Here is a 12,991-nt window from a genome sequence, read left to right on the forward strand (position 1 = left end):
CTCCCGTGGGCGTAGTTGCACAATTCTCTGTGCACAGAATATTGTGCACTCATGCCCGAACCGCAGGAGATCAACGACCTCGAGGTGCTGAAGGCGCTCGCGCATCCGCGGCGGCAGAAGATGCTCGAGCACCTGGCCCTGCACGGCCCGGCCACGTCGGCGTCCCTGGCCCGCGCGCTGGACCTCAACACCGGGGCCACGAGCTACCACCTGCGCGAGCTGGCCAGGCACGGGTTCGTCGAGGAGCTCGCGGACAGGGCGCACGGGCGGGAGCGGTGGTGGCGCGCCGTGCCCGGCGACCGCCGGTTCCCGCCGCCCAGCCGGCAGAGCCCGCAGGTGCGCGCCGCGCTCGACCAGCTGAACCGCATGGCGTTCGACGCCGACGTCGAGGCGTTCGGGCGCTTCCTCGGCCGGCGCGGGTCCCTCGGCGAGTGGGGAGACGCCGTGCCGTACTCCCGCTCGCTCCTGCACCTCACGCTCGATGAGGTCCGCGAGTTCTTCGAGGAGTACATCCGGCTCGTCAACCGCTTCAAGCGGGACCCCGGAGACGTACCCGAAGACGCCCGGCCCGTCTACGCCCGCTTCCTGGCGTTTCCCGCCACCGACTCGGACTCAGAGTGAGACGGCCGTCCGCGCCCCTCACCGAACCCACTCTTGAAAGGAAGGCGCCCATGCCGCGCCGAGACAGACCCGCGACGCCGCACGCCGACGCGGTCCGGATGACGTCGGTCCGCAAGGTGTACGGGAAGGGGGCCGGCGCCGTCACCGCACTCGACGACGTGACGATCACCATCCCCCGCGGCACCTTCACCGCGGTCATGGGGCCGTCGGGATCCGGTAAGTCGACCTTCCTGCACTGCGCCGCGGGCCTGGACACCCCCACCTCCGGCACCGTGCTGCTGGGCGGCACCGACCTGTCCGGCATGAACGAGGTGCGGCTCACCGAGCTGCGCCGCAGCCGCGTCGGCTTCGTCTTCCAGGCCTTCAACCTCGTTCCCTCGCTGGACGTCCTGCGGAACATCGAGCTGCCGCTGCGGCTCTCCGGCACGCGGACCGACCGGGCGTGGCTGGAGGAGATCATCGATCGCGTCGGCCTGACGGGCCGTACGAGCCATCGCCCCGCGCAGCTGTCCGGCGGGCAGCAGCAGCGGGTCGCGCTCGCCCGCGCGCTCGTCACCCGGCCCGAGGTGATCTTCGGTGACGAGCCGACCGGCGCGCTGGACACCGTCACCGGACGCGACGTCCTCACGCTGCTGCGCGAGGCCGTCGACGCTCTCGGGCAGACCGTCGTGATCGTCACCCACGACCCGGTCGCCGCCGGGTACGCGGACCGCGTCCTGTTCCTGGCCGACGGCCGGATCGCCGGCACGCTGGACGCCCCGTCGGCCGACCTCGTCGCCGAGCGGATGGCCGGGCTGGGAGGGCGGGTCTGATGCTGTCCCTCGCCTTGCACACGCTGCGCAGCCGCAAGGGCGCCTTCGCCGGGGCGTTCGCCGCCCTGCTGTGCGCGGCCGCGCTCATCACCGCCTGCGGTGTGCTGCTGGAGACGGGCCTGCGCGGCCACGTCGCCCCCGAGCGCTACGCCGGCGCGCCGATCGTGGTCGGCGCCGACCAGCAGCTCCACTGGAACAAACACAAGAAGCACAAGGTCAAGACCAAGTCCAAGCCGCTCACCGAACGCGCGTGGCTGGCCGCGGACGTCGCGGACCGGATCGCGCACGTGCCCGGCGTGACGAAGATCGTCCCGGAGGTGACCTTCCCGGCGCAGACCGCGCACGGCATGGCCCAGGGGCACGCGTGGGCGTCCGCGGCGCTGACGCCGTTCACGCTCGCGACCGGCCGCGAGCCGCGCGCCGACGGCGAGGTCGTGGCCGACGCGCGCGCCGGCGCGCGGCCGGGGGACACGATCACCGTCCTGGCCACCGCGGCCCCGCGGACCTACCGCGTGGTCGGGATCACCGCCCAGGCGACGCCCCGGCAGGCGAACCTGTTCTTCACCGAGCAGGAGGCACGGAGGCTGGCCGGGCGGCCCGGCCAGGTCGCGGCGATCGGCGTGTTCCCCGCCTCCGCGGCGCCCGCCGTACGCGCGGCGCTGCGCGGCACCCCGGCCGAGGTCTACACCGGCCGGGACCGCGGTTCGCTGGAGTTCGCCGACGCGTCGAAGGCGCGCGTAACCCTGGTCAGCATGGGCGGCGCTCTCGGGGGCACGTCGCTGCTGGTGGCGATCCTCGTCGTGGTCGGCACGTTCACGCTGACGATCGAGCAGCGGCGGCGTGAGCTGGCGCTGCTGCGCGCCGTGGCCGCCACGCCCCGGCAGGTGCGGAAGATGATCGGCCGCGAGGCCCTGCTCGTCGGGTCCGGCGCGGGCCTCGTAGGCGCGGCCGGCGGCCTGTTCGTGGCCCGGTGGCTGCGGTCGCTGTTCGTCGGGCACGGCGTGATGCCGCCGAACCTCGGGCTGGTGCTCAGCCCGTTCCCGATGGCCGCCGGGCTGGCCGCGACCATGCTCGCGGCCTGGGTCGCCGCGCGGCTGTCCGCCCGGAGCACCGTACGGATCCGGCCCGCCGAGGCGCTCGCCGAGGCGGCGGTCGAACGCCGCCGGCCGCCAGTGGCGCGCACCCTCGCCGGCCTGGTCGTCCTGGCCGGGCACGTCACCCTGCTGGCCGTCCTGCGCGCCCTCGACGTCGAGGCGGCCGCGACCCCGGTGACCTTCCTCGCGGTCGTGCTCGGGGCCTTCGCGGTCGCGCTGCTCGGTCCGCTCCTCGCCCGCGCCGCGACGGCCGTGCTGGCCGTGCCGCTGCGACTGTCGCGGGTCAGCGGTCACCTGGCCGCCGCCAACGGCCGGGCCGGTACGCGCCGGCTCGCCTCGATCATCACCCCGCTCACCCTCGCGGTCGGCATGACCTGCACGATCCTGTTCGCCCCCGCCACCGTCGCCGGCGCGGCCACCCGGCAGGCGCGCGAGGGGGGCCGGGCCGAGCACGTCCTGGCCGGCCGGGTCCCCGGCGCCGCGGAACTGGGCCGCCTGCCCGGTGTCCGCGCGGTCACCGCGATGGTGCCCACCTCGATCCGCGTCGGAGAGGGCAAGTACGCCGCGCAGGGCGTCACGCCCGCCGGGCTGACCCGGACGATCGACCCCGGCGTGCGCGCCGGTTCGCTCGACCGGCTCGGCGCGGGCGACGTGGCGGTCAGCGCGACCGCGGCCGGGCACCTGCACGCCCGTCTCGGCACCGAGCTGAACGTCACGCTCGGCGACGGCACACCGCTGCGTGCGCGGGTCGCCGCGATCTACGGCCGCGGGCTGGGCTTCGGCGACGTGCTCCTCCCGTACGGCGTCGTCGCGGCGCACGTCGACGACCCGCTCCCACGGCAGGTGCTCGTCGCGGGCGGCTCGGCGGACGCGCTGCGGCGGGCGGTCGCCCGCTACCCGGGAGTGCGGATGTCACCGGCCGCCCAGGCGGCGGGCCGGCGGAACAGCACCGAGGTCAACCTGGTGATCATGGGCCTGATCATCGCCTTCACGGCGATCGCGGTCGTCAACACGCTGGCGATGGCGACCGCCGAACGGTCCCGGGAGTTCGCGCTGCTCCGCCTGGTCGGCACGACCAAGCGCCAGATCCGCCGCATGCTCCGCCTGGAGACCCTGAGCGTCACGCTCACCGGAGTCGTGCTGGGCACCGCCATCGCGGTGGGCACGCTGTCGGCGTACGGCGCGGGGATGACCGGCTCGGCACGGCCGGCGTTCCCGCCGCTCGCCTACCTGGGAGTCGTCGTGGGCGTGGCGGTGCTGGCGCTGCTGGCCACGGCGGTTCCCGGCCGGCTGGCGCTGACCGTCCACCCTCCGGAGGCGCTGGGCGCGCGGGAGGACTGACCGCGCGCGGGGGAGGGCCGGTGGTGGTGCGGCGGGCCGTGGTGAGACGCTGGAACCGAACGCGGTCGATGCCGCTGTCGATGGAACACCGCTGTCGATGAACACCGTCGGCCCGTCCGGGCCGGCCCGAGTGACGAGGATGGTCGCGCGATGTCCGAGACCTGCGCGCATGTGGTCACCCTGCCCCCCGACGTGACCCCGTCCACCACGGCCGGCTGTGAGGACTGCCTGCGGATCGGATCCCGCTGGGTGCACCTGCGCGAATGTCTGAGCTGCGGGCACGTCGGCTGCTGCGACTCCTCGCCCAACCGGCACGCACGGGCGCACGCCGGTACGGCCGACCACCCGGTCGTCCGCTCCTTCGAGCCGGGGGAGGACTGGCGCTGGTGCTTCGTGGACGAGACCTTCGTCTGACCGGCCTCGCCCGTCAAAACGTCACCGGCGCCGACGGAACGCGCGAAACCGGGGGCGGACGGGACGGATAGGGCGTCCTGGATTGGGGATTGCTAGGTCGTGTCCACGACGAAGCCATCCCCCGCGTCCCGTAAGCCCGCGTCCAAGACCGCCTCGTCCCCGCGAGCCCGGCGCCGGCCCCGTACCGAGAAGACGTCCATGCCGTCCACGAGCAAGCACAAAGATGGCTCCTCCACGAGCACGAACACGAAGAAGAAGACCCGGTCGTTCTCGTCGTACCTGGTGCGCGGCCTGTGGATCATCGCGGGGCTCGCCGGCGTCGCCGCCTTCGCCTGGGTGATCAGCCGGCTGACGCTCCAGCCCGAGCCGGGCGCCGGTAAGTACGTGCACGACAACACCCATCCCGGGCAGACGCTGCGGCTCTACCTGGACCAGCCGAGCGTCAAGGCCGCGCTGCTGGAGATCGGCGGCAATATCGTGCTGCTCGCGCCGCTCGGCGTACTGCTGCCGGTGCTGTCCAACCGGTTCCGCGGCCCGCTGCGGATCCTGCTCACGGTCGGGTTCGTCTCGCTCTGCATCGAGTCCGTCCAGGGCACGATGATCGCCGGACGCGCGTTCGACGCCGACGATGTCATCCTCAACACTCTGGGCGCCGTCCTGGCCTACCTTCTGATCGGACGCCGCGTCGCGCGCTGGGCCCACCGCGCGACCTGACGCGCGTTTTAGGTGCCGATTCGATACGATTGTCGCTTGGCAAGCTTTTCTGTGATCCTGGACGCGGACACTGTTCCGGCCCCGGGCCAGGTGGAGGGATCCGCTCGGTCCGGGGCTGCCGATTGGCTGGGCGCGGGGGCGCCGACTCCGTCGGTTCGATCATGTAACCAGGGAGAATACGGGTGACTTCGGTGGGTTCAGACGGCTCTGGTGCCGCGACGGTGGCGCAGGTTCTGGAGACGCGCGGCGAGCAGGTGGCACAGCAGTGGGCGGATCTCCCGCTCTTCCGCAACGTCTACACGACCGGCCGGGACGCGGCCGTGGCGGCCGCGCACCGGCTCGTACGGGTCCTGGCCGAGGTGGCCCGCCACGGGCGTCTCGACGACACCTCCGCACCCGACTTCGAGCGGGTCCGCCCCCACCTGGCGCAGACGGTGACGGCGCGGACCCGGTCCGGCGCCACCCACCAGCAGATCACCGCCGAGGTCGCGGAGCTCAAGCGTCCCCTGCTCGAGATCGTCGCCCGCGAGACGGGCGGTGCCGACGGTGCGGTGGCGGCGGTGGAGCTCATGGGCACCCTGCGGGTCGTGGTCGTGGAGATCGCGTTGAGCGAGGGCGCCGAGCTCATCGACCGGCAGCGCGCCCAGCTGCTCGAGATCTCCAACCCGGTCATCAAGCTGTGGGACGGGGTGGTCGCCGTACCGCTGATCGGCACCCTGGACAGCGCCCGCACGCAGGTCGTGATGGAGGCGCTGCTGCAGGCCATCGTCGACCAGAACGCCGGGATGGCGATCCTCGACATCACCGGTGTGCCGATGGTCGACACCGTCGTCGCGCAGTACCTGCTGAAGACCGCGATGGCGGTGCGGCTCATGGGCGCCGAGTGCGTCATCAGCGGCATCCGGCCGCAGATCGCGCAGACCATCGTGCAGCTGGGCATCGACCTGGGCGACATCACCACGCGTGCGACCCTGGCCGACGCGCTGAAGTGGGCGCTGGGGAAGGCCGGCGTCTCCGTCGTCGTGGGGGAGGGGTGACCGCGGAGGCCGGGGCGGGGCGCGTCTCGGTCCTGCGGATGGGCGACATCCTCATCGCCGCCATCCAGCAGGAGCTGACCGACGAGTCCGCGCTCGCGCTCCAGCAGGACCTCACCGAGATGGCCGCCGCCGGCGCCCGCGGTGTGGTCATCGAGATCTCCGGCGTGGAGATCGTCGATTCGTTCCTCGCGCGTGTCCTGTCCGAGATCGCGGCGGCGACGAACATGCTCGCGGGCCGTACGGTGGTCGCGGGGATGCGCCCGTCCGTGGCCATTACGCTGGTGGAGATGGGGCTCGGCCTGCGCGGGCTGGAGACGGCGCGCTCGCTGGAAGACGCCATGGCGGTGTTCCGGGGGCAGGCCGGTCGATGAGCCGGGACGAAGTGACACGGCTGGAGATCGGCAGCGACGTGCAGATCGCCGGGGCGCGTCAGGCCGTACGCCAGGCGGCGGTCGCCGCCGGCTTCAGCCTGGTCGAGCAGACGAAGATCGTCACAGCCGCGAGCGAGCTCGCCCGCAACACGCTGGTGCACGGCGGTGGCGGCCACATGGAGCTCGCCGTGGTGGAGAACTCCGGCGGCCACGGCATCCGGCTGACCTTCACCGACGACGGACCGGGCATCCCCGACGTGGACGTGGCGCTGTCGGACGGCTACAGCACCGGCAACGGCCTGGGCCTGGGCCTCGGCGGCGCGCGCCGCCTGGTGCAGGACTTCACGATCGAGAGCCGGCCCGGCGGAGGGACGACCGTGACGGCGGTCGCCTGGTCGCGTATGGCCCAGAGAGTGCCGCGATGAGCGAGCGAATCAAAGAACACGCGCGCCTGGTCTCTCCTCTGACGAAGGAGGGTTCATGAGCGAACGCAGTGAGCGAATCGGTGACACAGCGCGCCTGGTCTCTCCTCCGACGAAGGAGGGCTCATGAGCGGCCGCGTCATGGTCACCGAGGCGTGGGACGTCGTCGTGGCCGACGACAGTCAGGTGCACGGCGCGGCCGCCGCCGCGTCGGCCGCCGCGCTGGCCGCCGGCCTGGACCCGAACGACCTCGCCACCTGCGAGCTGCTCGCCACCGAGCTGGCCACGAACCTCGTGCGCCACGCCGTGGGCGGGCGGCTGCTCGTCAACGTCTTCGGCCGGGGAGCGGTGCAGCTCGTCGCGGTCGACCACGGCCCCGGCATCGCCGACGTGGCGGCGTCGCTGACGGACGGCTTCACCACGAACTCCTCGCTGGGCGCGGGGCTCGGAGCCTGCCGGCGCGGTGCGTCGCAGTTCGACCTCTACAGCCGGGTCGGGCAGGGCACGGTCGCGCTGGCACGTGTCGGCCCGGCCGCGGCGGAACCCTCCGGGCCGGTCGAGGTCGGCGGCGTCATCTCCCCGCACCCGGACGAGTCGGCGGTCGGGGACGGCTTCGGGCTGGCCTGGGACGGCGACCGCATGACCGTCGGCGTCGTCGACGGCCTGGGCCACGGCGTCAAGGCGGCCGAGGCGCGCAGCGCGGCGCTGGACCTGCTCGAACGGCAGCCCGCCCTGGACTCCGCCGGGCTGCTCGGCGAGATCGACGTCGGCCTCCGGGTCACCCGGGGCGCCGCCGCGGCGATCGCCCAGATCGACGGCTGGTCGCGCCGGCTGAGCTTCGCCGGAATGGGAAACGTCACGGGCCGGCTGTTCCGGCCCGGCGCCGATCAGGCGCTCGTCTCACGACCGGGGATCCTCGGCGCCGGTCCCGGCCCCGAGATCGTCACCCGCCCTCGGTCGCACCGGGTCGTGACGGCCGACTGGCAGGCGCCCGCCGCCCTCATCCTGCACACCGACGGCATCATCAGCCGGTGGAACCTCGCCGACTATCCGCGTGCCGAGCACCATCATCCGGCGGTCCTCGCGGCCCTCATCTGGCGCGACGCCCTGCGCGGCAACGACGACGCCACGGTTGTCGTCGTCCGGACGGCACCGCGGAATGAGGCTCGATGAGCCGGCGGATCCACCACGGGCCGGTCACCGACCCGGTGGCCGCCCTGTCGGCCGTCGCGGAGGCGATGAGCCGGTTCGGCGTCGCCGCCGACGAGCGGCCCGGGTTCCTCGCGACGGTCGCCCAGGCGATGCGCGACCACCATCCCGGCGGCCGGCTGACGTTGACCGTCGGCGAGTCGCGCCTGCGGGCGACGGTGGACGGCGGCGGGGGAGCGGACCGTACGGCCACGGCCCCGATCGCCGACGGCGACGGGTCCGGACGGAACGACGACGGCACCGCGCTGCTCGACCTCATCGTCGAACAGCACGACGCCCTCGACTGGCACCGGCAGGAGCTGGAACAGACCAACCAGGGCGTGCTCGCGCTCCACGCCGAGCTGGCCGAGACCACCGAACGGCTCCGCCAGGCCGGCGACCAGCAGCACCGGCTGCTGGAGGCGGAGCGAGCGGCCCACGCCGCGGCCGAGGCCTCCCGCGCCCGGCTGGCCTTCCTGGCCCACACCAGCGCGATCCTGTCCGAGTCGCTCGACCACGAGCAGATCCTCGGCCGTCTCTACGACATCGTCGTCCCGCGCCACGCGTCCGCGATGACCGCGTGGCTGGTCCGTGAGCCCGGCCTGCTGGAGCCACTCCCGGCCGCGCCCGGGTTCGAGCGTCCTCCGCCGATGGTGGAGAAGGCCTTCGCCAGCGGCCGGGCGCAGCACGCCACCCGCGCGCCGGGCGACGAGCCGGCGAACGCCGGCGTCGACACCACCTTCGACCGGCAGCAGCTCCTCGCCATCCCGCTGATCTCGCGCGGCACGACGCTCGGAGTGCTGGCGGTCGAGCCGCCCGCGGACTCCTTCGGCGCCGAGGACGTCGTCGTCTTCGGCGAGCTGGCCCGGATCACCGCCGCCGCCACCGACAACGCCCTGCGCTACGAACGCGAGCGTGACGTCGCCGAGATCCTCCAGCGCGCCATGCTCACCGACCTGCCGGCGGCCGGGAGACTCCGGTTCACCTCCCGTTACCTGCCCGCAGAGGCGAGTCTCAACGTCGGCGGCGACTGGTACGACGCCTTCGAACGCCCGGACGGGCACATCATGGCCGCGGTCGGCGACGTCACCGGCCACGGCCTGCAGGCCGCCGCCCTGATGGGGCAGCTGCGCACCACGCTGCGCGCGTACGCCGTCGACGGCGGCGGCGGGCCCGGCGAGGTGCTCACCCGCATGCACCGCATGCTCTCGCACCTGCAGCCGGACGACCTGGCCACCGCGGTGCTCGCCCAGGTGTCGCCCGACGGCCTGCTGAGCTGGTCCAACGCCGGGCACCCGCCGCCCCTGGTCCGCGCGCCCGACGGCGCGGTCACCGTGCTGGAGGGCCACGACTTCCTGCTCGGCATGCCGTTGGAGGACGCCGACCTGCGGGAGTTCAGCCTCCGGCCCGAGCCCGGCTCGATCGTGCTGTTCTACACCGACGGTCTCATCGAGCGGCGCGGCGTCCCCCTCGGCGAGGGCATCGACCGGCTCGCGCGCGCGTTCGGCCGGGCGGACGGCGACCTGGACGCCGTCGCCGACGGCGTCCTGGTGGAGATGCTCCGCGACAGCGCGCGCGAGGACGACACCTGCCTGCTGATGTTCCGGATCGGGCCGCGGCCGGAGGATCTTCGCCGCGAGACGGATGACGAGGACGCGGTGACCGACGACCCTTGAGAGACGCCGCCTCAGGCGGGCAGTGAGAACGACTGCGCCGAGCCGGGCGTGCCCGGCCGGGTGCGCGCGTCGGCCGCGTTCTGGAACTCCGTGAGGCCGGTGAGCAGCGCCTGGCGGGCACTCGGGGGCATCTGCGCGAGGACCTTGGTGATCTGCTCCTGCCGCTCGCGGCGTACGCGCTCCAGCAGCGCCTCGCCGTCGGGGCTCAGCCGGATCGCGATCTCGCGACGGGACTGCTGGCCGGACTCACGTACAATCAGCCCAGCGGCCTCGAGGCGGTCACACAGCCGGCTGGCCGACGACAGGAGCGCCCCGAGCTCATTCGCCAGGCGACTGAGGTTGATGGCACCGCTCTGCTCCACGACCAACAGAACACGCAGCTGGGTCGCCGGCACCGGCACCCCGGGTGCGCTCTGCGGACCTGTCCAGATCCGGACGAGCGCCTCGGCCGCAATATCGATCGCGGCAGCGCATTCCGGCAGCCGCGATGATTCACCCACATCCGACACCATACCCCGCCTGTCACCCATCGCGCGTGTGCAGTCACTCCTCATGCGTGACACCACGTGTGCCCGAACGAGACGAGATCATGTCTGAGAATCGGCTGACCACCGTCGAGCGTGTCGCCTGGAAGGCGGAGCCGCACGCTTTGGCGGGTGCCGTGGCGACCGCGATCGAACAGGCCTACGGAGCGATCTCCGCGGACCTGCTCCTCGCCGACTACCGGCTCGACTTTCTCGTCCCCGTGGTCTCCGGGCGGCCGGCGTTCGCCATGGACGGCACGTCCGCCGGCCGCGCGTTCGCCGCGCAGGAGACGGTGACGGTCAAGACCGGGGACGGTGACACTTGGGAGGTCCACCTGCCGCTCACGGTACGGGGCGACCGCAGCGGCGTGCTCACGGTCGTCCTGCCGGACGAGCCGGACGACGCCACCTGCGAGGAGCTGCACGCGGTCGCCGGCGTCATCGCCCGCGCACTGAAGATCGCCGACGTGGGCTCCGACGTCTTCCGGAACATCCGGCGGCGCAACCGGCTCACTCTCGCCGCGGAGATCCAGTGGGAGCTGCTGCCCGGACGTTCGTGCGTGACCGACGAATACCATCTCGCCGGGCAGCTCGAACCCGCCTACGCGATCTGGGGCGACAACTTCGACTGGTCGACCTCGGCCGACCACCTGACCGTGTCCGTGACCAACGGCATGGGGCGGGGCGCCGAGGCGGCGCTGCTCACGCAGCTGGCCGTCGGGGCCCTGCGCAACGCCCGCCGGTCCGGGGCCGACCTCGTCGAGCAGGCGACGCTCGCCAACGAGACGATCTACAACCAGCACCACGGGCAGCGTCACATCTCCACGCTCCTGCTGCGCTTCGACGTGGCGACGGGCCGGGTCGGCGCGATCGACGCGGGGTCCCCGAAGATCTTCCGGATGCGGAACGGCACGGTCGAGCCGGTGTCGCTGGACGCTCAGCTTCCCCTCGGCATGTTCGAGGACACGAACTACACCGAGCAGGAGTTCACCGTCGAGAGCGGCGACCGCCTGGTCATCTTCAGCGACGGCTTCCACACCGCCCGGTCACCGCGCGGCGAGACGTACGGGGCCTCCGCGCTGGCCGCCGCGCTGCGCCAGACACAGCTGCAGAGCCCGTCGGAGATGGTGCGCACGCTCACGCGCGGCCTGCTGGACTACCACGACGGGATCGAACTCGCCGACGACGCCGTCGTGCTCTGCCTCGACTGGACGGGCCGGACGGCCGCGAACGCCGTCGCGGCCGATGGATGACCGTCAGCTCTCCGGCTTGATCCAGTCGAAGGTGCGTTCCACGGCCCGTCGCCAGTTGTCGTACTCCACCTCGCGGCGCGCGGGGTCCATCGCGGGGAGCCACTGGGCCGCGCGGTGCCAGTTGCGCCGCAGCCCCTCCAGGTCGGGCCAGTAGCCGACCGCGAGCCCGGCGGCGTACGCGGCGCCGAGTGAGACGGTCTCGGCGGCCATCGGGCGGATCACCGGGACGTTGAGGACGTCGGAGATGAACTGCATGAGCAGGTTGTCGGCGGTCATGCCGCCGTCCACCTTGAGCGCCTTGAGCGCCAGTCCGGAGTCGGCGTTCATCGCGTCGACCACCTCGCGGGTCTGCCAGCCGGTGGCCTCCAGCACCGCGCGGGCCAGGTGCCCCTTGGTGATGTAGGAGGTCAGACCGACGATGATGCCGCGCGCCTCGCTGCGCCAGTACGGCGTGAACAGCCCGGAGAAGGCGGGCACGATGTAGCAGCCGCCGTTGTCGTCCACGGTGCGCGCCAGCGTCTCGATCTCCGGGGCGCTGCCGATGATGCCGAGCCCGTCGCGGAACCACTGCACGAGCGCGCCGGTGATCGCGATGGACCCTTCGAGCGCGTAGACGGCCGGCTCCGAGCCGATCTGGTACCCCACCGTCGTGAGCAGGCCGTGCGCGGAGCGGACCGGCTCGTTGCCGGTGTTGAGGAGCAGGAAGGCGCCGGTCCCGTACGTGCACTTGGCCTCGCCGGGCGCGAAGCAGGTCTGCCCGAACAGCGCCGCCTGCTGGTCGCCGAGCGCGGCGGCGATGCGTACGCCGGGCAGCACCCGCCGGGCCGGGCCGTACGTCTCGGTCGAGGGCCGGATCCGCGGCAGCATCGCCCGCGGCACGCCGAAGAAGGCGAGCAGCTCGTCGTCCCAGTCGAGGGTCGTGAGGTTCATCAGGAGCGTGCGGCTGGCGTTGGTGACGTCGGTGACGTGCAGACCGCCCTCGGGCCCGCCGGTGAGGTTCCAGATCAGCCAGCTCTCCATCGTCCCGAAGAGCACGTCGCCGCGTTCGGCGCGTTCGCGCAGGCCGGGACGGTTGTCGAGCATCCAGCGGATGCGCGGGGCGGAGAAGTAGGTCGCCAGGGGCAGCCCGCAGCGCTCGCGGACGAGGTCGGCCAGCGGGTGCGCGGCCAGCTCGTCGACGAGGCGGTCGGTGCGCGTGTCCTGCCACACGATCGCGTGGCCGATCGGCCGGCCGGTGTGCCGGTCCCACAGCACCGTGGTCTCGCGCTGGTTGGCGATGCCGAGCGCGGCGACCTGGTCGGGGGTGGCCCCGGCCTGGGCGACCGCCTCCGGGGCGATCCGTTCGAGGTTGCGCCAGATCTCCATGGCGTCGTGCTCGACCCAGCCGGGCCGGGGAAAGTGCTGCTTGTGCTCCCGCTGCGTCACCGACACCAGGCGTCCGCCGTGGTCGAACAGGATGCAGCGCGTGGACGTCGTGCCCTGGTCGACCGCCATCACGTAGCGCTCTACCATCGCGTCCCCACC

General features: G+C 72.9%; 13 protein-coding genes. 11 read left to right on the forward strand and 2 right to left on the reverse strand.

Features of this window, described 5'->3' with window-relative positions:
• Positions 1-51: 51 nt before the first annotated feature.
• The 10 genes from QSK37_RS30045 to QSK37_RS30090 all read left to right on the forward strand — a co-directional run bounded on the left by QSK37_RS30045 (position 52) and on the right by QSK37_RS30090 (position 9,690).
• Positions 52-621, forward strand: coding sequence for an ArsR/SmtB family transcription factor (locus QSK37_RS30045; protein ID WP_285627822.1), 570 nt, complete (start codon positions 52-54; stop codon positions 619-621).
• Between the two features lie 50 nt (positions 622-671).
• A complete protein-coding gene (locus tag QSK37_RS30050; RefSeq protein WP_285580413.1) occupies positions 672-1,433 on the forward strand; it encodes an ABC transporter ATP-binding protein in 762 nt (253 codons plus the stop codon).
• A complete protein-coding gene (locus QSK37_RS30055) occupies positions 1,433-3,868 on the forward strand; it encodes an ABC transporter permease (RefSeq protein ID WP_285627825.1) in 2,436 nt (811 codons plus the stop codon). Before QSK37_RS30050 ends, QSK37_RS30055 begins: the two co-directional genes overlap by 1 nt.
• A 150-nt stretch (positions 3,869-4,018) precedes the next feature.
• On the forward strand, positions 4,019-4,282 hold the full coding sequence (locus tag QSK37_RS30060; protein WP_285627829.1) for a UBP-type zinc finger domain-containing protein: 264 nt from the start codon (positions 4,019-4,021) through the stop codon (positions 4,280-4,282).
• Positions 4,283-4,480: 198 nt separating this feature from the next.
• Positions 4,481-4,996, forward strand: coding sequence for a VanZ family protein (locus QSK37_RS30065; protein WP_285627832.1), 516 nt, complete (start codon positions 4,481-4,483; stop codon positions 4,994-4,996).
• Between the two features lie 221 nt (positions 4,997-5,217).
• Positions 5,218-6,033 (forward strand): STAS domain-containing protein, encoded by an 816-nt coding sequence (locus QSK37_RS30070; protein ID WP_285627836.1) that lies wholly within the window; start codon positions 5,218-5,220, stop codon positions 6,031-6,033.
• Positions 6,030-6,404: an STAS domain-containing protein gene (locus tag QSK37_RS30075; RefSeq protein ID WP_285627839.1), complete on the forward strand. Its 375-nt coding sequence runs from the start codon at positions 6,030-6,032 to the stop codon at positions 6,402-6,404. The genes QSK37_RS30070 and QSK37_RS30075 overlap by 4 nt, the downstream gene beginning before the upstream one ends.
• The gene (locus QSK37_RS30080; protein WP_285627841.1) at positions 6,401-6,829 is read left to right on the forward strand and encodes an ATP-binding protein; all 429 of its coding nucleotides are present in this window, start codon (positions 6,401-6,403) and stop codon (positions 6,827-6,829) included. Before QSK37_RS30075 ends, QSK37_RS30080 begins: the two co-directional genes overlap by 4 nt.
• A gap of 123 nt (positions 6,830-6,952) precedes the next feature.
• Positions 6,953-7,999 (forward strand): SpoIIE family protein phosphatase, encoded by a 1,047-nt coding sequence (locus QSK37_RS30085; RefSeq protein WP_285627843.1) that lies wholly within the window; start codon positions 6,953-6,955, stop codon positions 7,997-7,999.
• Positions 7,996-9,690 carry a PP2C family protein-serine/threonine phosphatase gene (locus tag QSK37_RS30090; protein WP_285627845.1) on the forward strand — a complete coding sequence of 565 codons (1,695 nt, stop codon included), beginning with the start codon at positions 7,996-7,998 and terminating at the stop codon, positions 9,688-9,690. The genes QSK37_RS30085 and QSK37_RS30090 overlap by 4 nt, the downstream gene beginning before the upstream one ends.
• 11 nt (positions 9,691-9,701) lie before the next feature.
• Here QSK37_RS30090 and QSK37_RS30095 read toward each other — a convergent pair whose 3' ends face one another.
• Complete coding sequence (locus QSK37_RS30095) at positions 9,702-10,190, reverse strand: MarR family winged helix-turn-helix transcriptional regulator (RefSeq protein ID WP_285627848.1); 489 nt, start codon at positions 10,188-10,190, stop codon at positions 9,702-9,704.
• 89 nt (positions 10,191-10,279) lie between these two features.
• On the opposite strand from QSK37_RS30095, the gene QSK37_RS30100 reads away from it, so the two are divergent.
• Entirely contained in the window at positions 10,280-11,467 is a 1,188-nt protein-coding gene (locus tag QSK37_RS30100) for a PP2C family protein-serine/threonine phosphatase (protein WP_285627850.1), read from the forward strand.
• A gap of 3 nt (positions 11,468-11,470) precedes the next feature.
• Here the strand turns inward: QSK37_RS30100 and glpK are convergent, their stop codons facing one another.
• Positions 11,471-12,979 carry a glycerol kinase GlpK gene (gene glpK, locus QSK37_RS30105; RefSeq protein ID WP_285580402.1) on the reverse strand — a complete coding sequence of 503 codons (1,509 nt, stop codon included), beginning with the start codon at positions 12,977-12,979 and terminating at the stop codon, positions 11,471-11,473.
• Positions 12,980-12,991 lie beyond the last annotated feature (12 nt).

This window comes from Actinoallomurus iriomotensis, from assembly GCF_030269445.1.
GTDB classification, from domain to species: domain Bacteria; phylum Actinomycetota; class Actinomycetes; order Streptosporangiales; family Streptosporangiaceae; genus Actinoallomurus; species Actinoallomurus iriomotensis.

Bases quoted from the DNA above. Each gene is read 5' to 3' on its own strand.
- QSK37_RS30045 (WP_285627822.1), top strand. From the start codon at position 52: ATGCCCGAACCGCAGGAGATCAACGACCTCGAGGTGCTGAAGGCGCTC.
- QSK37_RS30050 (WP_285580413.1), top strand. From the start codon at position 672: ATGCCGCGCCGAGACAGACCCGCGACGCCGCACGCCGACGCGGTCCGG.
- QSK37_RS30055 (WP_285627825.1), top strand. From the start codon at position 1,433: ATGCTGTCCCTCGCCTTGCACACGCTGCGCAGCCGCAAGGGCGCCTTC.
- QSK37_RS30060 (WP_285627829.1), top strand. From the start codon at position 4,019: ATGTCCGAGACCTGCGCGCATGTGGTCACCCTGCCCCCCGACGTGACC.
- QSK37_RS30065 (WP_285627832.1), top strand. From the start codon at position 4,481: ATGCCGTCCACGAGCAAGCACAAAGATGGCTCCTCCACGAGCACGAAC.
- QSK37_RS30080 (WP_285627841.1), top strand. From the start codon at position 6,401: ATGAGCCGGGACGAAGTGACACGGCTGGAGATCGGCAGCGACGTGCAG.
- QSK37_RS30085 (WP_285627843.1), top strand. From the start codon at position 6,953: ATGAGCGGCCGCGTCATGGTCACCGAGGCGTGGGACGTCGTCGTGGCC.
- QSK37_RS30090 (WP_285627845.1), top strand. From the start codon at position 7,996: ATGAGCCGGCGGATCCACCACGGGCCGGTCACCGACCCGGTGGCCGCC.
- QSK37_RS30100 (WP_285627850.1), top strand. From the start codon at position 10,280: ATGTCTGAGAATCGGCTGACCACCGTCGAGCGTGTCGCCTGGAAGGCG.
- glpK (WP_285580402.1), bottom strand. From the start codon at position 12,979: ATGGTAGAGCGCTACGTGATGGCGGTCGACCAGGGCACGACGTCCACG.